Origin of the sequence: Haloquadratum walsbyi J07HQW2, from assembly GCF_000415985.1 — an archaeon.
Lineage (GTDB): Archaea > Halobacteriota > Halobacteria > Halobacteriales > Haloferacaceae > Haloquadratum > Haloquadratum walsbyi_B.
The window spans coordinates 1,978,099-1,999,053 of sequence record NZ_KE356561.1; the positions used below are offsets into that span (position 1 = coordinate 1,978,099).

Below are 20,955 nucleotides of genomic sequence, written 5' to 3' on the forward strand. Positions count from 1 at the left end.
CAACGAGGAACGTGGCGTCGGCGCGGTCCTCGCGCTGAAGTCATATCATATACTAGAGGTTCGGGTCAAGACATTATTCCCGAGGAATGTTCGCCTCTCGTTGTCGTCGTCGTCACCTCACCCGGACGAACTGTCGATCTCTCAGACGCATAGGCGTTGTGCGGAGTGCGCGGGTGCTCCGGACTGGTTTTTCAACGACATCTAACCTCCGTCTCCGTCTCCGTCTCCGTCTCCGTTCTCGTCAAAAGATGATTGAGCCTGTATGCAGACTGAATACATATGAGCACGTCTATCCGGGTTTCCGACGAGACGAAGCAGATGCTAGAGAGCCTGAAACGGGAGGACGAGACGTTTGACGAACTCCTCGAATGTCTCGCTCAGAGCGAAAAGCCGATCAATATCGGTACGTGGAGTGAGGAGCAGGCTGACCGCACACGAGAGGCTATAGAGCGCTCTTGGGGGAGCTTCAAGCAGTGATGTCCCTGTTCCTCGGTAGCTCGTAAGTCTTTCTTGCCTCATCAAACGGTCAGTCCCCTTGCTCCGTTAGAGAAGTGTAAGATCACTACCTATTCGCTTGCCGTCTATCGCTAGAAATCTGCAACGCGGAATTAGGCTAAAAATAAGATTGAGTAATTCTGAGACCGGAACCTCGAACCGGGACATCAACTCTCTCATAGTGATTAGTGTAAGTCTTTCCCGCCGTGATTATGCGTGTCGGTGATTGGAGCCGCTGAACTCGCGTCATTCGACACCATCGGTAAAACTATTCGAACTAATCACTATCAGTCATCGTCGGGGTTATAGAGATTAGGCGCGAAAACCCACACGACTTTACTCGTGGGATGAATCGCCGGACGGTTCTCAAACACTGTCATCGAAATGGTTGAGTCCACACACCGAATTTATATTTGTCATTGCGGTGGTCTCCCATCGTGATTGACTGTCCGAAAACTGGCAGTTGAGTTGGTGTTTGCCTCATCAAAAAGTAAGCCTTCGGACGCTCCAACCGACGTAAATAATCAGGGAACTCCGAGTCCGTCACAGGATAGGAGTAACGGGAGCGTGGCACTCCCATCGGCGTGTCGGGTCGCAAACGTAAGTTCCCAAACCAGCGCATCGGGCGTGGGAAGCCCACGACTTCAGTCGTGGGAGGATGTCACGAATTCATTCGTTCGCTTTCTTCGTGTAGGCTAACAGCGTCGGCAGGGTGGGGATTCGACTCTGACGGTACTGACGATAATTCAGGTTGGTGCAGCATCATCAGCTGAGCGCGGTGTCGAAATTTCGAGACTGACCTCAATGGTGTCGTAGGGGACGAACGGGCGCTTCGCCCGGCCAGCCTGTTCGAAGTGGACGATGTCGTAGTCAGTGAGGACCTGAAGGTCGTCGTGAATGCTCTTGACATCGCGGTTCAGTCGTTCGGCCAGCTGGCGGATACTGTCCGGGCGCTCGGTCATGATACTCCGAAGGAGTTCGACGCGACGGTCAGTGAGCAATGCTCTGAGATCACTCGGGTTCTGGAAGTTGATGACGTGCGGGATCTCCTCGCCATCTTCCCAGCGCTCAAACCGGTCGAGCGCGTCCTGGCGGTGCGCCTGTTCGGAGTTGGACGTGATCCGGAGCACCGAGGGGTAGTCCTCAGGGTCACGGTCTTCGAGAAAGCCTGCCTCAGCTTCGATGTCGTCCATCACGATCTCCTCGGGCGCAGAGTCGGTGCTGTTGGCGTCGTCGGGGGTGTCGGGTGTGTTTGTGTTGGGTTGGTCAGGCATGGTTAGTCACCTCTCGCGGCGGTCGTCCATCTCGTTATAGAACTGCTGGACGTGGGCTTTGAGGCCGGTGTACTCAATGTCGTCGTTGACACCGGTGGGGGTGTGGTAGTGGTGGCGGTCTACCCCGGGATGGTTCGGGTAGTTGTCGAACCGAAGTAGCGTGCGACCGTCTTCTGGCATGTACTGGAATCGGTACTTGACTCCTTCGGGGTAGTCGTCGCTTTTTGAGATGGCGATGGCGATGGCGATCATCTCGTACCGGGTGCCGTCGTCGAACGTATCTTGGTCCTCGTGGATGACCGCCAATTCCATCTATGCCGCCTATGTTGGTACAACACGCCAACATATAATGGATTCCGTGGAATCCCACCTACGTTTTTATATCACCCGAGGGCTTATTCCTGACAATGAGAATTGCTGAGTCGACGATGCTGCTCTCAATCTCGATGCCCTCCAGGCTACGCTCCGGGAGTACCCAATCCGGCTCGCAATTCTCTTCGGCTCCCACGCCACCGAAACGACCCACGCAACGAGCGACATCGATCTCGCAGTCGAATTCGACGAACACCGGTCCTCCGATCCGGACTACAACGACGTGTTTTTTGGGTTGAGTGCCGACCTCAGCGACGCGCTTGAGACGGATGATGTGGATCTCGTGGATCTCCACACGGTCTCGCCAGCACTTGCGGCAGCGATCTTTGAGAATGGCGTCCTGATCGTTGGTACAGTGGAGCACGCCACCGAGCTTCGCCGCCAACTCACGGCACGCGAGTCCGACCAGCAGTCCCCTCGCGACCGACTCGATGCGGCTCTGGCCAGGATCGACGACCATCTCGGCGACGATGGTGCTGGGGTGCCAGCCGCGGGCGATACAAAGGACGACGGATGACAGATGAAGGACTGCCGGCAGATCGCCTCAATCGGATTCTGACCGCTGTCGAAACCATTGAACAGAGTCTGGGCGTCCTCGCACGGAAGCAGCAGATCAATCGCGAGGACTACAAGAACGACTCAGATACGCGTGACATCGTTGAGCGTCGGTTCGTGAAGATGACTGAGGCAGCCATCGATATCGACGAGTTCGAGAACGCTGGCGCCGACGAATTCGAGGAGCAGAGTGATACCGAGCGGATTGTGCTGTTCCTCGACAAGTATAACAACCGGGCGTGGAAGGCGGCAACGATCGCCGAACAACTCGGGCTGGATACAGACGCCGTCAGTGCGATTCTCTCGCGATTGAAGGACCGCGGTCTCGTGCGGCACAAGCGCCCGTACTGGGCGATCTCGGTCGACAGAGGACATCGACGTCATTCTGGAGTCGCTGTCTGAAACGGAGACTGAGCAGTTGGTTACCGAACTCAAAAATCAGGGGTACTGGGGGATGGCAATGCCGCTCAATGAGATGTATTCGATGTTGAGCGAGAGTAGCCGGATCCGGATCCGGATCGCCGAGGACGGGGAGATGTACCCGAACTTCGAGACGTGGTTTGTTTCAAACGATGTTGAGCGTGAGGCCCTCTCCAATCCCCTCACGGTGACATTCGATGAGGGGCAGATCGAGATCAGCCCGCTCGAACTCCAAATTGCGTACAAACTCCGACTCGCACAAGCTGCAGACAGCCTCAGCGGCAAAGATTTCGAAGATGCAACTGTACTTGACCCTCGAGGAACAATTTAAGACGGAGCAGCTTGAAACATACATCAACGAGCTTGGAGTGGAGGACTACTATGCTGAACTCACAGGAGTTTGAGGACGACCATCGCCGGAACACGGAGCAACGGCGTGGGATGATCAAGCGATGGACCGAGTACGTTCGGACGCACGACGATAGTGAGTGGTCACGCCAACAGAATCGGCTCATCGACTCGCAGCTCCAGTCGGCGAACGAGATGGCTGCGGCTGGCGACACGGATCTCGTCCGGTTCGCGGCCGCTCGCGATCGGCTGCGCGACCGATGACCGACGAGGATGCGCTTTCGCAGGAGATCGTGGCCGCTTACTACGATGACGAAATCACTGTCGACAGCGAGACCTTCCAGGAATTCGTTGCTACGAAATACTACGACGACCAACTCAAGTACGAGTCAGTTAAGCAGCTGGTTGGCGCTGAAACTGCCCAGCGACTGCGTCTGCTCAAAGCGGATGTCAAGAACGAGCCACTTGATATTGTCGCCCCCGCCACCGGTGATGTCTCCGAGGGTGACGCAAAGACGGTCGACGACGAGGTCCGCCAGCTCTACGAGCGGTATCAGGCAGCCGAGAGCGACGCCGAGCGTCGCGAGGTCGCCCTCAAGATGGGAAAGCTCGACGGACGCCGCCACGCGAAGATCTATCCTTCTACGAGGAGAGAATTCCGCCGTTTACGGCGGGAGTGACTCCGACAACTCCGACACCGACCACCGTCGATGACAGACCGGATATTCCACGCCAATCGTAGCTTTAAGTAACTACTTGGACATAGGTTATGTATGACGATTGAGGTCACTCGCACCTACGTTGGTTCCATTCAGAACAACCGACAGGTTTGTGATGGCCTCGACTCGCTCGGCGATTCCGCCTCGAAAATCTGGAACGTCGCACGATGGACAGTCGACCGCATCTGGAACCAGACTGGCGAAATTCCTGATGAAGGCTCGATTAGATCGTATATGAAGAACCAGTCGTGCTGGAAAGACTTGAACGCACAATCCAGTCAGACAGTCATTGAAGAACTTTCTGACGCTTTCCAGTCGTGGTTCGACTTGCGACAAAAGACGACAAGGCGAATCCGCCCAGCTACCGCAAACACGGGGATGAACGACCACGTTCCACGGTGACGTTCAAAGAAGACGGGTTCAAACACGACCCCAAGAACAACCGCGTCCGACTCTCGAAAGGCTCTAATCTGAAAGAACACTTCTCAGACTTCCTCCTCTGTGAGTATCGGATTCGTCCCGACGTTGACCTTTCGGAAGTCAACAAAGTGCAGAACGTTCGCGCCGTCTGGAGCGGCGACGAATGGGAACTACACTTCGTCTGCAAAGTCAGCCTCGAAACCAACGACTCAGCAGGCGATGAAGTGGCAGGCATCGACCTTGGCATCAAGAATATCGCCACAGTCGCGTTCCCCGATGAATACGTCCTGTACCCCGGTAACTCACTCAAGCAGGACAAGCACTACTTCTAGCGTTCTGAGTACGACACTGAGGGTGAGAATGGGCCGTCTGAGAAGTCGATATGGGCGCGTGAAAAACTTGCTGACTTCTACCACGTGCTCTCAGACGCGATCCTCACAGAGTGTATTGGACGTGATGTCGGAACGCTTGCGGTGAGTTGGCCCGAAGACGTGCGTGAGTCGGATTGGGGCAAGACGGGCAACAAGAAGTTGCACTCGTGGGCGTTCGACCGCATCTATCAGTACCTCGAATACAAAGGCGAGGTTCGCGGTGTCGAGGTGCTGAAGGAGAACGAGTGGAACACCTCGAAGACGTGTTCACGGTGTGGTGACGACACGAAGTCGAACCGGAAGCACCGTTGGTTGTACGTCTGCTCCTCGTGTGGGTTGGTTGGGAACGCGGATTGTAACGGGGCCGAGAACATGCGCCAGAAGATAACTCTGAGTCCTCACGGCGAGGATAGGAGTAACGGCTGTATGGCACAGCCATCGACATACTTGTTCGACCGCGAGAGCGGGATGTTTCACACGAGAGAACAGGTCGTGTCGTAGACCGGCAAATATCCCACCTGCGGTACGGGAAGCCCCATCGTTCATGACGGGGAGGATGTCACGCAGCACTCGAAGACGAGTGAGTCAACAGGTTCTCAGCGCCTCCTTAGCTATCCACGACTGCATTGCTACCCAGCGACGACGCCTCGTGGTCAACCGACCATCACGGCGTACTGAGGCTTGTCCTCGAGGAGCATCTCGTGGTCGAGTGACACTTGGCCGAGTGAGGCTCCATCGTACACACGAAAACCTATAATTGCGTTGGCTCACAATATATACATTATGAGCATCGATAAGAAGCGCGTGCAGTTTCGGGCCCCTGATCGGCTCATCGACCGGGCCGACGCACTGGCCACAGTCCTCGGGGAAGACCGGACCGACGTTCTCGTAACCGCGCTTCGGGAGTACCTCCAAGACGCCGCTCACGACGACGCACTCACCCAGGAGATCGGTGCCGCCTATTACAACGATGAAATCATCTTCAAGCAACTCAAAGCGCTCGTCGATGCCGAAAAGGCGGCAAACCTCCGAGTGTTGAAACAGCAGTTGGACGAGGACTTCATCGACGAGGTCGCCGACGTGTGAAGTACCTCGGGGTCACATCAAAGCCCCGAGGCTTCACCGTTTTGTCCGTGTCGCCCGAAAAGTGGGCGGACGGACGCAGGCGAATTTCAGTCCTCTCGACCTTCCCGAGATGGGTCGGCTGGAATTGACACCCGAACGCCCGGTGCGTCCGTGAGGGTCGGCGGCTCCACCCCACCCGACAGCACCCGTCTCACCGCCAACAGCGGGTTTTGAGAGGTGCCGCATTTCCATTAATTACCTCAGTCAGCATTGGATTAAGATCTTTAATCCGTCTTTGAGGGTGCTCTGACTGTGAATTGGTGCATGAAACGAGATTAATTAAATGTTTATGTCGGCATTCACCCTCGGGGTCAAGCCCCGAGGCACTCTGCCTTGCATATCTGTAGATGTCGCGGCTTATACGCGGAACAGACGCAATACAACGGCCTTCAGGCCGTGGATACGCGCCGTCACTCCGAGCAACAGACCACCGTTCAAACGGGTGTGTTGAGTTCCCATGATGTTTAACTGACAGGCCGCCCAATTTGAGGGTAGGAATCGGTCGAAACGGAGCGGATTCTGAACTGTCCTTCGGAGGCGGCCTGTCCGCCCATCTAATGAGACAGTATCCGAAATGGCAGTCGGTGAACACACATGCTCGAAGCGTGTGCCTGTGCCGACTGCTTGAAGCGACCCAGACGATACCCCTGAATCCGCTGACGCCTGCTGGCGTCCCCGTGACAAAAATAACACTGGGACGCCAAACACGGTCGAGGATAGTGGTACCGGCGGCTTGGCACCGCCAGCGGTCCACCAGTCCGATACCGTGGAACTACTTGCGCCCGAAAGGACTAGTAGTCTGGTGATTGGACTCCAAACCTGAAACTCCCACCGCTCGGGATTCCTCCGGGTTCACGCGGAGGAGGATATCAAAAGCTGAACAACTGGTACCGTCAAACTAACAGCCGCTCTATTGATTGTCGGACGATGGTCGAATCGACCTCGATGAGTCCAGCTGTCCTATCGTAGAGGTCGTCGCTCGTCATCGACTCGAACGCTGTAATGTCCTCGTCGGTCAGGCGTGCTCGAACTGCTGACCGAATATCGGCATAGTCGGTCACGTACCAGAGGAGGGCGTGTAGGTCGGCGAGATCCTTCAGTTGCTTGTGGCTCTTGTCGCGATCCGGGAACGCCCGGACCTTCATTACGGCGAGGAGTTCGGCTGGGACGATGAAGGCGTCAGGCGGGTTCTCCCAGTCGACATAGTCGGCGAGCGGCTCTCCCGCGTCTGCATCGAACACTGGTTCGAGCAGGGGTTCAGCCGGTGGGCGAAATCCAAAGGTGTTCTGGAAGACGTCGAGTGCTGTCGTATCCGGGATGATGTCGATGTCGACCCGAAAAACGTTGTGTGCCGGCTGGTCGCGCGCCGCTGTGTCGTCGAGGCGCTCGTGTGTGTCCCTGTGGAACTGCTGGTAGAAGCCGAATCGACCGCGGCTGTACCCGAGGTCGTTCTCGATACGCTCGAGCGTGGTTGTGACCGGTGCTGTGTGTAGTTCGTCAGTCGACCACGAGGGGTCGATGTGGATCCCAAGGTCGACGTCCCGGGAGCCAATGTACGCGCGGTCGTGGGCGGCTTGGAAGCCGTCCGTGACCTGGAGGTGGACCGCCCACCCGCCGAGTAGACAGACGGGTGGTTCGGCAGCCGAGAGGACATCCTGCAGTTCGCCTTCCGAGAGGGATGTCACCGGCTCGGCGTACTGGCTGCGATCCGCGTTACTCATCGGTCAGCCCGTGGTATTGCTTCAGGAGGCGATTCGCGGCTTCGACTGCCGGACCGTCCTCGTCGAGCAGATCGACGATCAGTTGTGGGATCGAGACGGTCGTGACCTCGTCGACCGTCTGCGTATTGTAGAAGACGTGCTCGTCGGTCGCGCGAAGTTCAGTGTTCCCGCCGCCGACGAACCCCTTCTGTTCGATCACGCTCAGCCAATCGTTGATATCCTCCTCTCGCACGTAGAGTGCCGTCGTCGACGCGAACAGGAATCCTTGGTGAACCTGTTCGGCTTCGTCGGTCGTGAGCGCATAGTCGAGGCCTGCCTCGCGAACCGTCTCCAGGGGTTGTTGGAGCGAGACGCGAACCGAGTTCGGCTCGATCCGCGTCTCCACCCAGCGGTCATAGAGAGCTGCTGGGTCGAGGACGCTGGTGTCCTCGACGAGCCCGTCATGTTCGAGTTGGTCGAGGTAGTCGTACGTCCACGAGGTGGAAACGTCCGCGTCATTGGCGACTGCATAGCAGCTCATCTCCCCAGCAGCGTGATTCAGCAGCACTCGATGGAGGCGTTCCTTCTTGAACCCGCGCTCACGCGCTGGTTTCTCGAGTAGCATTATATCTAGATTATCGGCTACAGTTATATATGTAACCGGAATTCCGGTAATACAGTTTACTTATATACTGAAGCGGAATTGCTTCAGGCTCTCATCTCTGTCCAACTCATTTTGTTCTGCGTCGACGAGCGGGCGCTTGCGAGCATCGAACGCGGCAGCGACGACCTGCAAAAAAAGGTTGACAAGTTCGAGGAGCGCGAGGGTGCGCTTCGCGAGCGATTCCAGCAGGCGATGAACTAGCGAGTCAGATTCAAATTTCTTCCTGTCGACCCGCTATGACTGACGAAGCGTGTAAACTACCCTACCCTACCCTACTCGTTGAGGGTAAGGCTTTCACGTGGACTCCCGTTCTAGCCTTCACAGGCAGGCGAATACTCGCCGTTCACGTTCAACGTCCCGCGATTCAAGCGCACGTTTACACGAATTCTCGACGCCTGCGAAGTGGAGTACGTCATCGTCAGTGGGTACGTCGCGATCCTCACTGGGCGATCTCGGTCGACAGAGGACATCGACGTCATTCTGGAGTCGCTGTCTGAAACGGAGACTGAGCAGTTGGTTACCGAACTCAAAAATCAGGGGTACTGGGGGATGGCAATGCCGCTCAATGAGATGTATTCGATGTTGAGCGAGGGTAGCCGGATCCGGATCCGGATCGCCGAGGACGGGGAGATGTACAAGCTGTACGAGGCGACTGCCTCGGGGCTTTGATGTTGATGTGACCCCGAGGGTGAAGCCGACACTCACTCCACATATCCGTAACATTTAGGACAGTGGGGGTTGCCGATTATGACGTGATGGTCAGTGTGTTTGGCTGAGAGTCCGATAACAAGGACGGTCAGACACCTCGTACCGTCCAACACAGATAGGGATGGGACGTTCCGAATCAACGCCTGTTGAGACTGGAACCTCTGTGAATCCATTCTCACGGTGAGAATGGGTTTGTAAGTTCTGTCGGAAAAGCAGGAAGCCCCGAGGCTTTGATGTGACCCCGGGGTGGGTTCACACGGTGAGGTTTCGATCTGTCACGAACTGCTCGAATGCCTGATACTGTTCATTGGCAGGCCCACCCATCGAGATGAGAACGCTACTATCGATAATAGCCGTACTATCGCGTGGGATCTCTGGCTTCGACACCATCAGTTCGCCCGGTCAAGATATGGATCGTATTCCGCAGCCTCTTCGATTACGTCTTGAAGAGGCGTGAATACCGTCATTCCCTCGACGGGATGGACGCCGAGCTTGTTCGCGGCTGTCCGCTGGGTGAAGTCCCCGTCCATAATCCGGAGCGTGTAGTGAAGAGCGGCGACCAGTTTGGGGATTCCCTGGCGGTCAATGAACACGCGGATATCCTCCGTATCGCGTTGCCGACCGATTGCATCGAGCAGGACAGGTGTAGCGGTGACGACACCGTGGTCAGTATCTAGTTGGAGGTGAATCGGCTCAACGGTCACTGTGGTCGGCGTCTCGTCGTCATACCGAGTAAGAATGCCCATCTCTTCGAGCCGTCCGAGATACTTGTATGTGGTCGAGTGCGGTATGTCGAGTTCCGCTTTGATTGTCTCGATCTCGACGGACCCATCTCGGAGAATAAACGTGTACAGCTGGGCGAGCTGGGGCGTGTTCAGCAGCTCAGCGTAGGTGAGGAAGTCATTAAACGTCTCCTCGGGGTCGGTCTGGGTGCCCGCGATTCGGTTGTCGATCGACATCATAATACATATTCTATGTATGGTGTATTGACCTTTGCCCCATCGGAGCTGCGCTGAGTAGCTAGTGGTCAGAACGGGAGTCCACCGACAAGCTCCGCCCTTCAGGGGAGAAGGGGACCCGATAGGCACCGCCAGGAGAGCCGTTGTGGTGCCCAGCCAGGTGTCAGCTGAGTGCAGTCACAGGTGAATCCATGTCGACGTTCAGTAACTCTGAGACAGCGAGTGCATCGCCATCAGAAAACCACACGAGCTCACCTCGAGAGACCGAGGACACAGATTCGCAGCCGTCGTGGTCAGACGATGCGAGCAGCGAGGATGGAACGCCAACGCTCAGGCTGAACCACTGTCTGGAATGCGGGGCTCGTCGCTTCGTCTCGAAACTCCTCGTGTACGAGGTCACAGGCTACGACGAGGGCGGCGAGCAAGAATTCTGCTGCCAGCACGTCCGAGCAGAGTTCGAATACACTTGCAGCGAGTGCCAGACGACACTCCGGACGCTTCCCGCAGAGCGGCGCGATTACTACGACGAAGTCGCGGTCCTCGAAACGGAACAGCGGGCAGCCCTCCGTGATCAACTCCGCCAGCTGGGGAGGCGGTTCTGGCGGCGTCTCGCAGCGGGGACGACGTGGCTGGCGCTCGGACTCGTGACACTCGTGACCGACCTCGTAATCTGGCTCTAACAGACCGAAACGAGAACGCATCCTCGTTATGGAGCATACTCTCCGTGCCGCAGCGGGGACACATCAGTCCGCAAGTGAGTCGAGTTTCTGGACGATCTTCGCGTAGACATCGGGAGCGCAGTACCAGCCATCGTCGATCATCGCATCAATCACGGTTCGGGCATCGTCGACACTGAGCGCTCCCTCGCCCGCGAGTTTCAGTACGAGATATGCCGTCCCCCGGGTTGTGATCCCCTCGGCCGCTGCGACATCTCGACCGTACGTCTCATCCATCACGGCCACGCCATCGTGGGCGTCGGCGCAGGCGAGGACAGCGACATCGGCGTCGCTGAGGTTGCTATTATCCTGGAGGCGGGTCAGCAGTGCGGTGGTCTCAACCGACACGATATCAAACCTGTCGGCGTCGACGCTGCGCTCGATACGACGGGCGTCCGGATATCCCTGCTCGAGACCAGTTTCGACAACCTCCTCGTAGACACGCTCGGGAATGACACACGACGTGCCGACCTGCTGGACCAACGCGAGACGGTCGACCTTCGCGAGGGAGATGAGCGGCGTGGCGTCGAAGACCCACGCCCACATTCACAGTGCCTCAAGATCCGCGTCGAGATGATCGTCCGCCACCCAAGTGATATCACGCTCTTTGGCGAGCTGCGCAAAGTCCCAAACAGACATCCCTGCCATCTCAGCCGCCTTGCTAAACGTGACAGTGCCTGCCGCAAGCTGGTCGAGGGCCCGTTCGCGACGCCACTCCTCAAGCCCCTCGGAGAGGAGTTTCCGAACGGCCGTACTTCGGTCGAGGTTCTCGTCTTCGAGATACGCCTCGAGCTCGGCCTCTAACTCGTCAGGCACGCGTGTGGAGATCGTTCCCATACTGTTTACTTCGTATGCAATGTATACAAACGCTCCGGTGCTTTCGGTGGCGTGGCTCCGGTGTGGTGAAGCAGGCCCACAGTCACTGAAAGAGGTCGGTGGAGATGCAGAAAGATTAACCAACAGACGGGATGGATTTCGGAGAGTGTTGGTTAATACAGAGGACTCGAGTTAGTCATCCGGCTGTCGGCACGCTCCAGCCAGTGAGTTTGTCTGCGTCCCCAGAACGTCTACACTCTGATGTGCGAACGAGACGCGAGCATCTCGTTAACGCCGGACGGCGTGAGGCGCGCTCGAAGCGCGTTCAGAGCGTGAGCTTCTATGTCTGGTCAAGATATCATCAACGACACGACAAGCGACTACGACCGGCTCGAAACCGAACTCGTTGCCCAGGACCGGGATGCGTCCCGAGTCGCGACGGCAGACATCGACGAGGAGACTGCCCGCCGTCTCGTTGGCGAACTCGTCGAGGACGATGTGGTGACGCCGGTCCCTGACCACCGCATTCTCTCCACAAGCCCAGTAGCACTGATGCAACAGACGCTCTCTGGGTGTGCGTTCTGCGATTCACCGCCTGGATGGGCGAGGCGCATACGTGGGGGAGAGACGAACGGGTGACGCACCCAATCTGTGTCGACTGCGCCACCCAGACGCGGTTGGATCCCGACGAGCGCCACCACTCCTGCGATGGCTGTGGGCTCATCGTCGACGCGCTCGCAGCACTCACGCGCTTTCGTGTCGAACTCGGCCATCTCGAAGGCCCGTTGCAATTTTGCGAGCGATGTAGTCCCAGCGGACTTGCAACGTACTGGACGCGCGAGCTTGAGGAGCATGTGATCGAGCAGTAGATGATTCAGTTCCCACAGTGGTATCCATCAGCCAACTCGATCAGAAAGTACGCCGACACAGCTAATACACTCACCGATAGAGAATATGATGTTTGTCCGGGGAGCCAGCACGGTTGTACGGCAGGTTCACAGGCGGAAGTACGTATCAACACCGAGGGCGTCTGCTGCTGACGGTTTTCTATCGTGGGCTGTCACACACAATTCAATCCTATAGTTATTAAAGGGGTTTTAGTTTAAAGAAGATGACATAAATGATATACTTGAGTAGAGATCGTTTCTACACACCGTGACCTCGGAATCGGTGTAGGTCAACCTCAATAGAGAGCTCGTCAAAGTCATCGTCAGCCCCGGCAACGAGCGCCGCATCACGTTCGCGGGCGAGCGCAACAGCGTAGGCGTCAGCAAGTGAGATACTCCCATCGGCTTTCACTTCTGCTGCTAGTCGCCAGTCAGCCGCTTCGAGTTCCAATCCCTGCCGTTCAAGAGCACGAATGTCCCGGTCAGCTTCCCGCAGCGAGGCGTCTGTCGGAACATCATCAACGCCTTCGAACCGAGCAACGAGATAGAGCACTTCACTCGCATTTGTCTCAGTGAGGAATCCGTCAGCGTCGCCACTGAAGACCTCGTCGAGAAGATCAGCGACGGCCTCATGGCCAGGTTCGTTGTACAGGAAGGCGATGATCGCTTCAGCATCGAAGACGTATCCGCGGCTCATACGTCCTTAGACGGGCGTAGGCGTTCCGCTCGCTTGTCCTGCTTGCGTTTTTCTGCATCCTTTATTTCACGGATCCGCTCCAGCACTTCACCGTATTCACGCTCTCCAGAGTGGATACCATGTAGCTCATCCGGCGACGGAACCGGCTTGATGATGATGCGTCCCTGGTCTTCGTAGACGAACACCTCGCCCGGCGTCTCAATCCCGAACTTCTCTCGGAGATCCTTCGGGATCGTGGCCTGCCCCTTCTGAGACACACGCACTACTTTCGGTTCGTTTGTACTACTTGCCATCGTTAGTACTACTTATTACCCTATGTATTACTAAAGGTATCGCAGTCAAACGATTTGCGACTTTATCTAATGCTCCACGACCAATGTATTAGTACCGCGGGAGTGACTCTCAGGAGAGTCCCCGGTGTGGTAGCACCGGTGGGTCATCCAGGGCGCGCTTCGCCAGATTGAGCATTGGCATCTTAACTGGATTCGCTCCGAAGTGACCGGACTCAGAGACGGTGACGTGGTCGGTGAAATCGATCCGTGCTGGGCAGATTCAGCGAGTGACCGACGGGTTCTCGTCTTCGAGTCGGGACTGCTCTACTGCCGCGAGCACAAGAAAGCGTTAGACCCACTACGGTTTGTCACACGTGAAGAAGGCATCTTAGACGGCTGTGAAGACGCCCTTGCCGAAGAAGGGTTCGTAGACGCTATTACATCACTATGTGAACGCGGAGCACCTGTCCCTCGCTGGGAAGGCGAAGAAGCCGATCGCGCCCCGGTGCTTCCAGATCCTGATGAACTCCTCGAAGAGTTCGATACTGATGCCGACCGATTACAGGACGCACGAGACGAGATCGAAGCCCTGATTGAGGAGACCACTACTGATTGGAACAACGCCCACCTTGTTAGGCCCTACCAGCCTTGGGGAAAACGACCTCAGCCGTCAAAAACGCGCGTTCCACCCCGACGCTGTATGCCGCCTCACGGAAAGAACTCCAGCAAGAGGTCGTTGACAGGACCGAGGAATTCGGAGTGATCTCGTACATCCTGCCCGTGCTAGCAGAGGAGCATATCAAGCGTCGTCGGCGCTGCCGACTGGGGGCACGGCGACGCGAAGGGCGTCTGCACGCAGCGGAGTGTCCACAGTCTCACGCCAGTCGTCGAGGCGACAGTTCGGGTCAATCAGGCCGACCTCGCAGTCATCTTGATTCAAGACCACACTCACGCCCTGCTCGACTTCGACTTCGACATCGACTCGACATCGACATCGACAATGGCGACGATGACCGGCTAACTCCTTGCAGAGCTAAACGCGCAACAGGACGATTCCTGATCTCTCCTCTCGATGTGCACGCTGTGTGCAGACGTCGAAACGGTTATTCCTCTATGTGCAAGATGCGCACATAAAATGAATTCGAGTGACGAGCCGCGACGCGTCCACTTCAAGTCTCCGGAGTACCTTGTCGACCGACTCGACGCGATCGCCGAACTCTTCGATACGGATCGGACAGACTTGCTTGTCAAGGCCATCCGTGAATATATCGAGGAGACCGCGGACAGCGAGACCTTCCAGGAGTTGGTCGCGACGAAGTACTACGACGACCAGCTCGAATTCGAGACCGTCAAGCAGTTGATCAGCGCCGAAACTGCTCAGCGACTGCGGCTGCTCACGACAGATCTTGAGGACAAGCCGCTTGATCTTGCGACTCCTGAGGACGTCGGCATCTATGATGGGGATGCAGTGACAGTCGACACGACTGCCGACGAGCGATGACCGAGCGGCGATTGCGGATGATCGTCGCTGACACGAGCGCACTGGTCAGTCTGACCGTACCACGGGCTGACGACACGTACGATACTGCCACTGAGCCCGCCCCCTGCAGTATCTGCTCACTTCCTGTGACGTGTTCGTGCCCCCAGAGGTTGTCACTGAACTCCAGGATCTCACCCAGTATCAGGATATCCACGGCGCTGCAGCGACGAACGCACTCGTCGCTCGTGACTTCTACACCATCGAGGATCCCCACGAGCGGACGGAAACCCCGGACTCACGGCCGACGTTCGGCCTCGACGACGGCGAAACCGACGGAATCGTTTTTGCGAACGCACGTGACGTTGACGGCTTTCTCACTGACGAGTTTGGTGGGACGAACTTCCCGCTGATTCACGCCGTGCTACAGGGCCCGCGGATCGTGCCGACACCGCGGCTCATCAGTGAGTACGCCCGGAACGGTCATCTGACCGATGAAGAGGCGCGGACGCTGCTTTCCGTGATCAGTCCGCATCGAAGTTGGGACACCAGTCCGTACGTCACTCAAGTACGAGAACGCCTCGAAGAGTAGCCCAACCTAATTTCATGCGGCAGATGTAGAAGGTGAGCTTTTCAGTTGTACTGTATCAATACCTCTAGTAATTCCTATAATAAGCGTTCTCGCTCAATTAGACTTTCTATGGCGTGGTCTGTATCCATATCTGTCTAATACACTTCCTCAAGCACAGCAGCACCACCCATCGTCTCACGAATTTTGACTTCAATTCGATCTCCATTTTCTAGTTCAGTTAGCTCTTGTTTCTCCTTATCGGAGATTTCAGCATCTGGGAGATTGTAGATGAATTCCTTTTCGGGACCCGGTTTGACTTCTGAGAGGTAGATCGTCCCTTGATTGTCTTCTGGGGGTTCAATAACCATCAGGCGGTGTCGTTTATTTGCTTCTTGTTGCGCTTCCTGCCGTTCTATTTTCGTTAGTTCATAACTGGCCGACGAGATTCCGACATCCGTCATCGTTCTCAAGGATTCGCTGAGCACCGAGCGCTTCGTATTCCTCGTCCGGTTCCCGAATAATATCGTAGCCAAGTTCGAGCAGCACTGCTTGGAGTTGCCCGATGTCATCACCTGATGCAACGATGAGATCGATATCCTTGGTAGTGGTCTTGAGATTATGGAACGCCATCGCCCCACCGCCGATCAAGAAGACGGTGAGCGGGTCATCTAGCTGCTCGCCGATACGCTCGAGTTCTGAGCGAATGTACAGGCGGCACAAGGCGACTGCCTCGGGGCTTGACCCCGAGGGTGAAGCCGACAATAAACAGATTTATACTCAATCAGTACCAATCAATAGCAATGAGCGGCATGGAATGTTATCCAGACCTCAGACAGAGCGGGCAAGTCACCATTCCTGAAGAAGTGCGAAAGGGGTTAGACCTCAAAGCAGGCGATCAACTGAAACTCACCGTCGAAAAGTTAGACTAACGAATGCAGACAACGCTTCGCTTTCGAGTGTCTCTCTCCGATGCGGTCGCGAGCGAAGCATGGCGGCAGATCGATATTCTCCGCCAAATCCGTAATCACGCGGTTCGGGACTACTACAATGCGGATTACAACGACCAGCCATCTGATTACGACCAACATAAGAGACTCAAGCAGTGGGGAAACCGCTGGCCAACCTTTGCAGTCCCGTCGCAACACGCTGCTCAACAGGCAATTAGCCAAATCCATACTGACTTGGACGGCTTAGAAGAGCGACGAAACAACGGCTATGATGTGGGTCGGCTCCACTGGCAGGGTCGTGGTGAATTTCGGTCAGTGTCGTACAATCAACCCTGCCGCTGGAACGTGGATCACAACACGGGCGGCGAGCGATTTGTGCGGTTCCGACTCGAAAAAATCGGCTGGTTCAGAATCCGAGCAAATCGGCCTGTTCCCGACGCCGATGAGATTAGCGAAGCCATCCTCAAGAAACAGAAAACCGGTGAGTGGTACCTCTCGCTGGTGGTTGAGGTTGAGAACACACCCGCAAAGCCGGGGCTTGATGAGATCGGCCCACAAGACTGTGTTGGCGTTGATCTCGGCATTACCAACTATATCCATACCTCTGACAATCTTCCCGTTGGAACGCTGGATCTCTCCGATGAATACGAGCGATTACGCCGTGAACAGCGAAAACTTAGCCGCAAAGAACGCGGTTCACACAACTGGGAAGATCAACGGGAGCAAGTCGCCAAAGCCAAGCGGAAATCAAGCGGAAAGTGCTTGATTACCAGCACAAACTGACGACGTGGCTCGTCACAAAGTACGACCTCGTGGCCGTTGAAGATTTAGACGTGAAGCCGATGCTGGAAGACAGCCAGAACGCGAAAAACAAGCAAGACGCCGCATGGTCACGGTTTGTGAATCTCTTGGAATACAAGGCCGATCTCCACGGGACTCATGTTATGACGGTCAATCCAGCAGGCACAACCAAAGAATGCGCCAGTTGCGGCGTCGCGACAAATAAACCGCTGTGGGTGCGAGAACACTCGTGCCCGGCATGTGGCCACACTCAAGACCGTGATCTGAACGCAGCAACGAATATTCTCACCCGGGGACTCAAACAGATAGGAGCGGGAGGCTCCGAATCAACGCCCATGCAGACTGCACTCCCTGCGTCGGCACCTCACCGGGAGGCTGTCGATGCAAAGTGTGTCGATGAATTGGGAAGCCTCGGGGCTTGACCCCGAGGTAGTTCACGAACGGTCGAATAGCGCTCTCATGCTGACACCCCGTAGTCCTCAGCCAGTTCCTGGAACTCCACCCACTCGGGAAGTCGAGATGCCCGCTACTCGCCACCCGTGTCGAGGTACGTGAGCAAGTCCTCAACGAGATCCTCGACGCCGTACTTTGTGGCCTGGTCACGCAGTTCGTCACGGTCGACATCAACGTGGCTGAGCAAGAGCAGGCAGTATGACTGCGTCCGCGCTCCCGAATCGATCACAGGCATATGACAGCACAGCGTCGACGGCGAGAGGTCAGTCATCGTCTCCGAATAAAAGTAGTATCAGCGGTCGCGAGCCAGAAGGGGCAGATCGTAGGTCTGGAACTGCTCGGTCTGGTCGAAATGAAGGCCCCGTCGGTGATCCCGTCAGCGGTCTGCACGAGGAACTCGTCGAGTGACTCCCAGGAAATCCTGTAGGTGTCAGTGTGTTGTTCGACGGTCTGGCGATGGGCACGGTGAACGAATTCCTGAGCAAGTGCACTCAATCGTTCGAATCCGTTGTTCAGCGCATAGGCATTGTTGTCGGTTTCATAGACGATTCCTCGGTGCTGAAGTGGATCGAGGGCGCGATGGACAGTGCTCCTGTGAATGTCGACCCGGCATGCAAGCTCCGTTGCGACCCGTGGCGTTTCAAGATAGTAGAGAACGCGGAGCGTCGCGCCCGACAACAGCTCAGGTCAGTCGATGTGCGAATACTCTTGGATGATGTCTGCGAGGAGTTCGAGTGCTTTTGCGTCCGACGACCGGATCTGCTTTGTTTTTCCTTGTCGACGCGTCTTGACAAGTCTGGTCGTCCCGAGACGATCGACGAGTTCAGATGTGTAGCTGAGACTGCGATCCAGCTGGGTCGCAAATTCGGAGACTGTCTGCTCACTGTGGAGGACAGTGAGCGCGCGGATCTTGCCTTCAGTGAGCATTTGTTGCGTAGTTACGAATCTATATATCAACAACTTCGTTATCGCGCAACAGATATGGCTGGTTCAGCTGAGGCTGCTGGGTGAGCAACATCATAAAGCCCCTCAGCCGTTCACAGGTGAGGCGGCGCCCGTTAGCTTGGGAGAGCTTTCTTCTGGTACTCGGCATCCTACGCCCCACGTTGCCCACCTCATTTCACTCGGTGCTAGCATGGTTGGGAGACGGTCAGGGCGGGCTCGCCTTTTGTAAGTCCACTGGGATGTCAGCTGTGTGACTGAGCGTCGAGCCCGGTTGAATAGGTTCTTTGTTACGACCCGCCCGTCGACGCCGCCATCATCTACTATTTTTGGATTCAGCTTCGCATGTTAACGTTAGCCTCGGGGAAGTCCGTAATCGGCATTATCTGTTCCTCCTACCGCCTACGTCACGCTCCTACTTCAACGTGCAAATCTGAGTTTTTGAGACAGTTCACCCCATCTTGGACGGGAACGGTCGACTTGGACCGCTCCTCATTATTCTGTATTTGACGAGCGAAGGGTACCTCGAAAACTTGTATACATACCCGAGCGCGTGCTTCAATCATCACAAAACTGAGTACGTCGAGCGTGTGCACGCGATGAGTCAAGAGGGAGCATGGGACGAGTGGCTCACACTCTTCCTCGAAGGCCTCCGAAGTCATGCTGAGATATCATACGACCGGACGCACCGACTCCGTGGTCTCCAAGAGCGCTACAAGACAGAGTACGCAGGCAGCACGAATACAGACTAATTCGCTCGGCAGTTACTTCAGTATCCGTATTTTACCGCACCAGATTTCGTGAAGTATCTCGACGTCTCACGCCGGACCGTCTACAAGATTGTTGATGATCTCGAATAACATGATCTCATCGGGGAAGTAACTGGCAAAGAGCGCCGGAAGGAGTACAAAGCAGTTGAGCTGTTCAATATCCTCCAATGAGAGTGTAACAAATCCACACTCGCGACGTATGCACCAATACTGTGTTCGAGTGTGGGGAGAACTACTACGAGGAGGGGAAAATCGAGGATAGTACGCGCGTCGGAGATACACGAGTCAGACGTGTCACGAGTGCGGTCACGTCGGGCACCGGAACGGCGACGAGTGTTGAGTATCGGAGCACGACGGAGACATCAACGCGGTCGCCAGACTACGTCTGGCGGGCAGCAAGATCGCGACGCGATCTTGCGACGGCGGTCAACATCGCTGACCGCCACGACCCGTGGGGTGAGAGCCTGCCGCTGAAACCGGCGGGCGATGACATCTCACGGGATAGGAGCACCTGTGACGGCGCCACGACCCACCGAGAGACGAGCGGAGTGCCCGCCGTCATTGGTGAACTCATTAGAGGACAATGTAGTGACGCCGATCCCTGACCAGTGGGTCCTCGTTCACGAGCCGAGTGGCGCAGCGTTCGACTCAATCATCCAACTCGTTGCCTTCCATCGCGGCTGGCAGGCCGCCAGAGCTGCAGAGGAGGTCAGTTCCGCTGCCAGTCGGCGGCTCACAGCTAAGTCTATAACCGTTGATGTAATAGACAACGGTATGTCACAGCCAAGCTCAAACGCCGATACGGCTGACGAGTCGGACGACCGCATCGCCGGGCGGATTCTGCGGCAGGACGAGTTCGCCGGCAATCTCAATGCGCAGGGTTACACAGATGTTCTCGTTCTCAGACGGGAGAACGGCCGCGATGTCCTCACTGAGAGCCGCCTCGAACTCGTCGGCTACCTCGACCGACACGGTGACCAAATTGAATCTGTCCGCGACCTCGCGCGCAAACTCGACCGCGACAAAGGCGCGGTCAGTAAGGATCTTCGCAGACTTGCCGAACTCGACATCGTCGAATACGAGGGAGGAGGTGACGGCGAGGCGAAACGCCCTGGCCTGAAGCACGAACACGTCGTCATTGAGCCGGTCGTGTACTAGATGCACAAACTCCGAACGCTCACCCTTCCGCCACACCGCGGTCGGGATTTCTTCGCAACGGTCTTCGTGGAACCCGATCCAGAGAACTTCGACTCATTCGATCCATCAGAAGACGCCAGTCAGTGGGGAATCAGCGTTCACTTCCAGCCCGACGACCCCTACGCGAGCCACATCGAAATCGTCCGTATCGATACTGAACACGGCGAGCCTCACTTCGACCGCCTGTACGAACCTAGTCAGCCCAAGGACTGACTCGGTCACGAATACACCTACGAAGATGCCCGCCGTGAGTTGTTCTCGCACTGGCGCGAGCACGCA

At 56.3% G+C, this 20,955-nt stretch carries 30 protein-coding genes and 5 pseudogenes; 21 read left to right on the plus strand and 14 right to left on the minus strand.

Features of this window, described 5'->3' with window-relative positions:
* Positions 1–279 precede the first annotated feature (279 nt).
* Positions 280–477, plus strand: a complete 198-nt coding sequence (locus J07HQW2_RS09250; RefSeq protein WP_021055208.1) for a DUF7557 family protein — start codon at positions 280–282, stop codon at positions 475–477.
* 764 nt (positions 478–1,241) lie between these two features.
* Here the strand turns inward: J07HQW2_RS09250 and J07HQW2_RS09255 are convergent.
* Positions 1,242–1,769, minus strand: a complete 528-nt coding sequence (locus tag J07HQW2_RS09255; RefSeq protein WP_021055209.1) for an HVO_A0114 family putative DNA-binding protein — start codon at positions 1,767–1,769, stop codon at positions 1,242–1,244.
* A 6-nt stretch (positions 1,770–1,775) separates the two neighbouring features.
* Positions 1,776–2,081 (minus strand): toxin-antitoxin system TumE family protein, encoded by a 306-nt coding sequence (locus J07HQW2_RS09260; protein WP_021055210.1) that lies wholly within the window; start codon positions 2,079–2,081, stop codon positions 1,776–1,778.
* 178 nt (positions 2,082–2,259) lie between these two features.
* Between J07HQW2_RS09260 and J07HQW2_RS09270 the strand changes: the two genes are divergently transcribed.
* The 7 genes and pseudogenes from J07HQW2_RS09270 (at position 2,260) to J07HQW2_RS09300 (ending at position 6,060) form a co-directional block, all read left to right on the plus strand.
* A complete protein-coding gene (locus J07HQW2_RS09270; protein ID WP_048075225.1) occupies positions 2,260–2,658 on the plus strand; it encodes a type VII toxin-antitoxin system MntA family adenylyltransferase antitoxin in 399 nt (132 codons plus the stop codon).
* Positions 2,659–2,819: 161 nt separating this feature from the next.
* Positions 2,820–3,098 carry a MarR family transcriptional regulator gene (locus tag J07HQW2_RS09275; protein WP_394324640.1) on the plus strand — a complete coding sequence of 93 codons (279 nt, stop codon included), beginning with the start codon at positions 2,820–2,822 and terminating at the stop codon, positions 3,096–3,098.
* 16 nt (positions 3,099–3,114) lie between these two features.
* Positions 3,115–3,447 (plus strand): hypothetical protein, encoded by a 333-nt coding sequence (locus J07HQW2_RS09280; protein WP_303704045.1) that lies wholly within the window; start codon positions 3,115–3,117, stop codon positions 3,445–3,447.
* Between the two features lie 50 nt (positions 3,448–3,497).
* Positions 3,498–3,728, plus strand: a complete 231-nt coding sequence (locus J07HQW2_RS09285) for a DUF8150 family protein (protein WP_021055215.1) — start codon at positions 3,498–3,500, stop codon at positions 3,726–3,728.
* 206 nt (positions 3,729–3,934) lie between these two features.
* Entirely contained in the window at positions 3,935–4,144 is a 210-nt protein-coding gene (locus J07HQW2_RS19590) for a hypothetical protein (protein WP_343122482.1), read from the plus strand.
* A 93-nt stretch (positions 4,145–4,237) separates the two neighbouring features.
* Positions 4,238–5,475: pseudogene (locus J07HQW2_RS09295) on the plus strand (RNA-guided endonuclease InsQ/TnpB family protein).
* 282 nt (positions 5,476–5,757) lie between these two features.
* Positions 5,758–6,060 (plus strand): hypothetical protein, encoded by a 303-nt coding sequence (locus J07HQW2_RS09300; RefSeq protein ID WP_021055220.1) that lies wholly within the window; start codon positions 5,758–5,760, stop codon positions 6,058–6,060.
* Between the two features lie 932 nt (positions 6,061–6,992).
* Here J07HQW2_RS09300 and J07HQW2_RS09305 read toward each other — a convergent pair.
* Together J07HQW2_RS09305 and J07HQW2_RS09310 are read right to left on the minus strand one after the other, a co-directional pair.
* Positions 6,993–7,820 carry a nucleotidyl transferase AbiEii/AbiGii toxin family protein gene (locus tag J07HQW2_RS09305; RefSeq protein WP_021055221.1) on the minus strand — a complete coding sequence of 276 codons (828 nt, stop codon included), beginning with the start codon at positions 7,818–7,820 and terminating at the stop codon, positions 6,993–6,995.
* Positions 7,813–8,424 carry a hypothetical protein gene (locus J07HQW2_RS09310; protein WP_006183546.1) on the minus strand — a complete coding sequence of 204 codons (612 nt, stop codon included), beginning with the start codon at positions 8,422–8,424 and terminating at the stop codon, positions 7,813–7,815. Before J07HQW2_RS09310 ends, J07HQW2_RS09305 begins: the two co-directional genes overlap by 8 nt.
* A 111-nt stretch (positions 8,425–8,535) precedes the next feature.
* On the opposite strand from J07HQW2_RS09310, the gene J07HQW2_RS18280 reads away from it, so the two are divergent.
* Positions 8,536–8,664, plus strand: coding sequence for a hypothetical protein (locus J07HQW2_RS18280; protein ID WP_303704047.1), 129 nt, complete (start codon positions 8,536–8,538; stop codon positions 8,662–8,664).
* 201 nt (positions 8,665–8,865) lie between these two features.
* Positions 8,866–9,132, plus strand: a complete 267-nt coding sequence (locus J07HQW2_RS09315; protein ID WP_303704048.1) for a hypothetical protein — start codon at positions 8,866–8,868, stop codon at positions 9,130–9,132.
* A gap of 291 nt (positions 9,133–9,423) precedes the next feature.
* Here J07HQW2_RS09315 and J07HQW2_RS18285 read toward each other — a convergent pair whose 3' ends face one another.
* Together J07HQW2_RS18285 and J07HQW2_RS09320 are read right to left on the minus strand one after the other, a co-directional pair.
* On the minus strand, positions 9,424–9,561 hold the full coding sequence (locus J07HQW2_RS18285) for a PIN domain-containing protein (RefSeq protein WP_021055223.1): 138 nt from the start codon (positions 9,559–9,561) through the stop codon (positions 9,424–9,426).
* Positions 9,561–10,133 (minus strand): DUF7437 domain-containing protein, encoded by a 573-nt coding sequence (locus tag J07HQW2_RS09320; RefSeq protein WP_048075226.1) that lies wholly within the window; start codon positions 10,131–10,133, stop codon positions 9,561–9,563. The genes J07HQW2_RS18285 and J07HQW2_RS09320 overlap by 1 nt, the downstream gene beginning before the upstream one ends.
* Positions 10,134–10,321: 188 nt before the next feature.
* Here J07HQW2_RS09320 and J07HQW2_RS09325 point away from each other — a divergent pair, with 188 nt between their 5' ends.
* On the plus strand, positions 10,322–10,810 hold the full coding sequence (locus tag J07HQW2_RS09325) for a hypothetical protein (RefSeq protein ID WP_021055225.1): 489 nt from the start codon (positions 10,322–10,324) through the stop codon (positions 10,808–10,810).
* 63 nt (positions 10,811–10,873) lie between these two features.
* Here the strand turns inward: J07HQW2_RS09325 and J07HQW2_RS09330 are convergent, their stop codons facing one another.
* Together J07HQW2_RS09330 and J07HQW2_RS09335 are read right to left on the minus strand one after the other, a co-directional pair.
* Positions 10,874–11,392, minus strand: a complete 519-nt coding sequence (locus J07HQW2_RS09330) for a PIN domain-containing protein (protein ID WP_021055226.1) — start codon at positions 11,390–11,392, stop codon at positions 10,874–10,876.
* Positions 11,393–11,683 carry a UPF0175 family protein gene (locus J07HQW2_RS09335; protein WP_021055227.1) on the minus strand — a complete coding sequence of 97 codons (291 nt, stop codon included), beginning with the start codon at positions 11,681–11,683 and terminating at the stop codon, positions 11,393–11,395.
* Between the two features lie 321 nt (positions 11,684–12,004).
* On the opposite strand from J07HQW2_RS09335, the gene J07HQW2_RS18290 reads away from it, so the two are divergent.
* Positions 12,005–12,301 carry a DUF8069 family protein gene (locus J07HQW2_RS18290; protein WP_021055229.1) on the plus strand — a complete coding sequence of 99 codons (297 nt, stop codon included), beginning with the start codon at positions 12,005–12,007 and terminating at the stop codon, positions 12,299–12,301.
* A 507-nt stretch (positions 12,302–12,808) separates the two neighbouring features.
* On the opposite strand, the gene J07HQW2_RS09350 is transcribed toward J07HQW2_RS18290, so the two are convergent.
* On the minus strand, positions 12,809–13,246 hold the full coding sequence (locus J07HQW2_RS09350; RefSeq protein ID WP_021055231.1) for a PIN domain-containing protein: 438 nt from the start codon (positions 13,244–13,246) through the stop codon (positions 12,809–12,811).
* Positions 13,243–13,539 carry an AbrB/MazE/SpoVT family DNA-binding domain-containing protein gene (locus J07HQW2_RS09355; protein WP_021055232.1) on the minus strand — a complete coding sequence of 99 codons (297 nt, stop codon included), beginning with the start codon at positions 13,537–13,539 and terminating at the stop codon, positions 13,243–13,245. Before J07HQW2_RS09355 ends, J07HQW2_RS09350 begins: the two co-directional genes overlap by 4 nt.
* A gap of 202 nt (positions 13,540–13,741) precedes the next feature.
* On the opposite strand from J07HQW2_RS09355, the gene J07HQW2_RS09360 reads away from it, so the two are divergent.
* Positions 13,742–14,281: a hypothetical protein gene (locus tag J07HQW2_RS09360; protein WP_021055233.1), complete on the plus strand. Its 540-nt coding sequence runs from the start codon at positions 13,742–13,744 to the stop codon at positions 14,279–14,281.
* 36 nt (positions 14,282–14,317) lie between these two features.
* Here the strand turns inward: J07HQW2_RS09360 and J07HQW2_RS18295 are convergent, their stop codons facing one another.
* The gene (locus tag J07HQW2_RS18295) at positions 14,318–14,470 is read right to left on the minus strand and encodes a hypothetical protein (protein WP_303704049.1); all 153 of its coding nucleotides are present in this window, start codon (positions 14,468–14,470) and stop codon (positions 14,318–14,320) included.
* Between the two features lie 183 nt (positions 14,471–14,653).
* Here J07HQW2_RS18295 and J07HQW2_RS09365 point away from each other — a divergent pair, with 183 nt between their 5' ends.
* Positions 14,654–15,019 carry a hypothetical protein gene (locus tag J07HQW2_RS09365; RefSeq protein ID WP_021055234.1) on the plus strand — a complete coding sequence of 122 codons (366 nt, stop codon included), beginning with the start codon at positions 14,654–14,656 and terminating at the stop codon, positions 15,017–15,019.
* Positions 15,016–15,587: pseudogene (locus J07HQW2_RS09370) on the plus strand (hypothetical protein). The gene J07HQW2_RS09365 and the pseudogene J07HQW2_RS09370 overlap by 4 nt, the downstream one beginning before the upstream one ends.
* Before the next feature lie 134 nt (positions 15,588–15,721).
* Here J07HQW2_RS09370 and J07HQW2_RS09375 read toward each other — a convergent pair.
* Both J07HQW2_RS09375 and J07HQW2_RS19990 read right to left on the minus strand, forming a co-directional pair.
* Entirely contained in the window at positions 15,722–16,027 is a 306-nt protein-coding gene (locus J07HQW2_RS09375) for a hypothetical protein (RefSeq protein WP_021055236.1), read from the minus strand.
* Positions 16,014–16,196, minus strand: a pseudogene (locus J07HQW2_RS19990) (hypothetical protein); the annotation flags it as partial. The gene J07HQW2_RS09375 and the pseudogene J07HQW2_RS19990, both read right to left, overlap by 14 nt.
* A 170-nt stretch (positions 16,197–16,366) precedes the next feature.
* Between J07HQW2_RS19990 and J07HQW2_RS18300 the strand changes: the two are divergent.
* Both J07HQW2_RS18300 and J07HQW2_RS19995 read left to right on the plus strand, forming a co-directional pair.
* Positions 16,367–16,495 (plus strand): AbrB/MazE/SpoVT family DNA-binding domain-containing protein, encoded by a 129-nt coding sequence (locus tag J07HQW2_RS18300; protein WP_021055238.1) that lies wholly within the window; start codon positions 16,367–16,369, stop codon positions 16,493–16,495.
* Positions 16,496–16,498: 3 nt separating this feature from the next.
* Positions 16,499–17,736, plus strand: a pseudogene (locus J07HQW2_RS19995) (RNA-guided endonuclease InsQ/TnpB family protein).
* A 35-nt stretch (positions 17,737–17,771) separates the two neighbouring features.
* On the opposite strand, the pseudogene J07HQW2_RS20000 reads toward J07HQW2_RS19995, so the two are convergent.
* Positions 17,772–18,694 (minus strand): annotated as a pseudogene (locus J07HQW2_RS20000) (helix-turn-helix domain-containing protein).
* Positions 18,695–19,170: 476 nt separating this feature from the next.
* On the opposite strand from J07HQW2_RS20000, the gene J07HQW2_RS18335 reads away from it, so the two are divergent.
* The 4 genes from J07HQW2_RS18335 to J07HQW2_RS18350 all read left to right on the plus strand — a co-directional run bounded on the left by J07HQW2_RS18335 (position 19,171) and on the right by J07HQW2_RS18350 (position 20,889).
* Entirely contained in the window at positions 19,171–19,461 is a 291-nt protein-coding gene (locus tag J07HQW2_RS18335; protein ID WP_303704052.1) for a Fic family protein, read from the plus strand.
* A 230-nt stretch (positions 19,462–19,691) separates the two neighbouring features.
* Complete coding sequence (locus J07HQW2_RS09400) at positions 19,692–20,084, plus strand: hypothetical protein (RefSeq protein ID WP_048075229.1); 393 nt, start codon at positions 19,692–19,694, stop codon at positions 20,082–20,084.
* Positions 20,068–20,637, plus strand: coding sequence for a DUF8069 family protein (locus J07HQW2_RS18345; RefSeq protein ID WP_303704353.1), 570 nt, complete (start codon positions 20,068–20,070; stop codon positions 20,635–20,637). The genes J07HQW2_RS09400 and J07HQW2_RS18345 overlap by 17 nt, the downstream gene beginning before the upstream one ends.
* Positions 20,638–20,889, plus strand: a complete 252-nt coding sequence (locus tag J07HQW2_RS18350) for a hypothetical protein (protein WP_303704053.1) — start codon at positions 20,638–20,640, stop codon at positions 20,887–20,889.
* Positions 20,890–20,955: the final 66 nt, after the last annotated feature.

Bases quoted from the DNA above. Each gene is read 5' to 3' on its own strand.
- J07HQW2_RS09320 (WP_048075226.1), bottom strand. From the start codon at position 10,133: ATGATGTCGATCGACAACCGAATCGCGGGCACCCAGACCGACCCCGAG.
- J07HQW2_RS09305 (WP_021055221.1), bottom strand. From the start codon at position 7,820: ATGAGTAACGCGGATCGCAGCCAGTACGCCGAGCCGGTGACATCCCTC.
- J07HQW2_RS09285 (WP_021055215.1), top strand. From the start codon at position 3,498: ATGCTGAACTCACAGGAGTTTGAGGACGACCATCGCCGGAACACGGAG.
- J07HQW2_RS18350 (WP_303704053.1), top strand. From the start codon at position 20,638: ATGCACAAACTCCGAACGCTCACCCTTCCGCCACACCGCGGTCGGGAT.
- J07HQW2_RS09255 (WP_021055209.1), bottom strand. From the start codon at position 1,769: ATGCCTGACCAACCCAACACAAACACACCCGACACCCCCGACGACGCC.
- J07HQW2_RS18285 (WP_021055223.1), bottom strand. From the start codon at position 9,561: ATGGTGTCGAAGCCAGAGATCCCACGCGATAGTACGGCTATTATCGAT.
- J07HQW2_RS09335 (WP_021055227.1), bottom strand. From the start codon at position 11,683: ATGGGAACGATCTCCACACGCGTGCCTGACGAGTTAGAGGCCGAGCTC.
- J07HQW2_RS09365 (WP_021055234.1), top strand. From the start codon at position 14,654: ATGAATTCGAGTGACGAGCCGCGACGCGTCCACTTCAAGTCTCCGGAG.
- J07HQW2_RS09325 (WP_021055225.1), top strand. From the start codon at position 10,322: ATGTCGACGTTCAGTAACTCTGAGACAGCGAGTGCATCGCCATCAGAA.
- J07HQW2_RS09310 (WP_006183546.1), bottom strand. From the start codon at position 8,424: ATGCTACTCGAGAAACCAGCGCGTGAGCGCGGGTTCAAGAAGGAACGC.
- J07HQW2_RS18290 (WP_021055229.1), top strand. From the start codon at position 12,005: ATGTCTGGTCAAGATATCATCAACGACACGACAAGCGACTACGACCGG.
- J07HQW2_RS09260 (WP_021055210.1), bottom strand. From the start codon at position 2,081: ATGGAATTGGCGGTCATCCACGAGGACCAAGATACGTTCGACGACGGC.
- J07HQW2_RS09375 (WP_021055236.1), bottom strand. From the start codon at position 16,027: ATGACGGATGTCGGAATCTCGTCGGCCAGTTATGAACTAACGAAAATA.
- J07HQW2_RS09275 (WP_394324640.1), top strand. From the start codon at position 2,820: ATGACTGAGGCAGCCATCGATATCGACGAGTTCGAGAACGCTGGCGCC.
- J07HQW2_RS18300 (WP_021055238.1), top strand. From the start codon at position 16,367: ATGAGCGGCATGGAATGTTATCCAGACCTCAGACAGAGCGGGCAAGTC.
- J07HQW2_RS09350 (WP_021055231.1), bottom strand. From the start codon at position 13,246: ATGAGCCGCGGATACGTCTTCGATGCTGAAGCGATCATCGCCTTCCTG.
- J07HQW2_RS09355 (WP_021055232.1), bottom strand. From the start codon at position 13,539: ATGGCAAGTAGTACAAACGAACCGAAAGTAGTGCGTGTGTCTCAGAAG.
- J07HQW2_RS09250 (WP_021055208.1), top strand. From the start codon at position 280: ATGAGCACGTCTATCCGGGTTTCCGACGAGACGAAGCAGATGCTAGAG.
- J07HQW2_RS09300 (WP_021055220.1), top strand. From the start codon at position 5,758: ATGAGCATCGATAAGAAGCGCGTGCAGTTTCGGGCCCCTGATCGGCTC.
- J07HQW2_RS09330 (WP_021055226.1), bottom strand. From the start codon at position 11,392: ATGTGGGCGTGGGTCTTCGACGCCACGCCGCTCATCTCCCTCGCGAAG.